We start from the raw sequence: 1,541 nt of genomic DNA on the forward strand, positions 1-1,541 counted from the left end.
ATCCTTCTCGTCGGGGTGTTTCGCAGCCTCCGCCCAGCGCGCAAGTCGCTCGGGGGTGATAGGGTGGGGCGAGTTGCCGCCGGCCGCCATTTTGCGCATCGTCTCAAGTAGATTCGGATCAATCGCGCCCTGGCAGGCAAACTCCCTTATAATCTCGTTGCCGTTTGCTTTAAGCCCCTCTTCAAAGGTATCCAGGCACTTGCGCGAGTGCTCGCCGTCCGGCTCTGCGCCCAGAGTCATAAAAACGCCAAGCTTCTTGCCGTGAATCTTGCGTAAAAAGCGCATAAATTTCGCTTCGGCTTCGCCCTTATCGACGTAAAAGCCCAAGGCTATAAAGTCGTAGTCATCGACCTCGCCTTCAAAGTCGCGGAAATTTAGGCTTTCGCAGCCTAGTTGTTCGGCGATCGCGTCGCCCACCTTTTTCGTGTTGCCCGTTTGCGAGGTATAAAGCACGATTTTTTTCATACAAAATCCTTTCTAATAATGTTTGCTATCTCTTCGTTGATGTTGTTGCCCCAAAAAACTCCATCCAAGTTTAAGACCAATTTTCCATCCTTAAGCTCCAAAAGCCCCCAGCTCTCAAATTCCTTTAGTTTCTGCAGCGCTTCGTCATAAACGCTCGCGCTTAGGGCCTCTTTTAGCTCGTTTAAGCTTACGATCGGGTATTGAAACAGATTGCTTAGCACGCCGTATTTTGCTTCGCGCTCATCGATTCGCGAGATCATCTTGTGCCCTGAAACGCCGTAAATTCCGAAGCCCGCTACGTGTCCGCCCGCGCCGTTGCCGATAGGCAGGATATCCGTGCCCTTGTGGCTTAGCTTGATGTAGCCGTAGTTATCGCGACCTTTTCGAGCAAGTTTGGTAAGCTCCAAAACCTCGAAATTCCCGCTTTGCAGTAGCGCCTCTGCAAAGGCATGGTGTAGCTTTTTATCAGTCGGCAGATCGTAGTAGGAGGTGTCGATCTTTTTGGATAGCTCCGAGCCATCGAAAAACATCAACGAGTAAAAGCTGGCGCTATCTAGACCTAGCTCATCTACGTAGCGCGCATCCTCTAGCGCTTCCTCTACGCTTTCGTTCGGGAAGTTGTAGATGATGTCGCAGCAGAGCATGCCGTCAAATTTTTCTCTAAGATCCTTTAGTCGCTCGATCGCGCGAGCGGGCTTATGCACGCGGTTTAGAAGCGCGCGCCCCTGTCTGCTGAAGGTCTGCACGCCGATGCTAAAGCGGTTTACGCCGAAGCTTTGCAAGGCAAGCGCCTTTTGCAAGTCTAAATTATGCAGAGTGGTTTCTACGCTGATCTCGCAGTCCTCTGCGATCTTGAAATTTTTATGCAGCGCGCCTAGAACCTTTTCGAAGTGCGTCTCGCTAAAGACGCTCGGCGTGCCGCCGCCGAAGTAGATGCTTTTGATCTTTTTGGTGTCGAAGTAGGGCATCTCGCCGTAGTCTTTGATCTGGCGTATCAAAAATTTAGCGTATTCGTCCAGCTCGTCGCCGAGTTTGGAGCGCATCATCGAACAAAACGAGCAGATGTTGTCGCAAAA

General features: G+C 51.2%; 2 protein-coding genes. Both read right to left on the reverse strand.

Features of this window, described 5'->3' with window-relative positions; genetic code table 11:
• The coding region (locus tag Q0369_RS05120) for a flavodoxin family protein (protein WP_298096876.1) at positions 1 to 465 on the reverse strand (465 nt) is incomplete at its 3' end.
• Positions 462 to 1,541 (reverse strand): radical SAM protein (locus tag Q0369_RS05125; RefSeq protein ID WP_298096879.1); only part of this gene is annotated, 1,080 nt, incomplete at its 5' end. The genes Q0369_RS05125 and Q0369_RS05120, both read right to left, overlap by 4 nt.

This window comes from uncultured Campylobacter sp. (assembly GCF_938030685.1).
Lineage (GTDB): Bacteria > Campylobacterota > Campylobacteria > Campylobacterales > Campylobacteraceae > Campylobacter_B.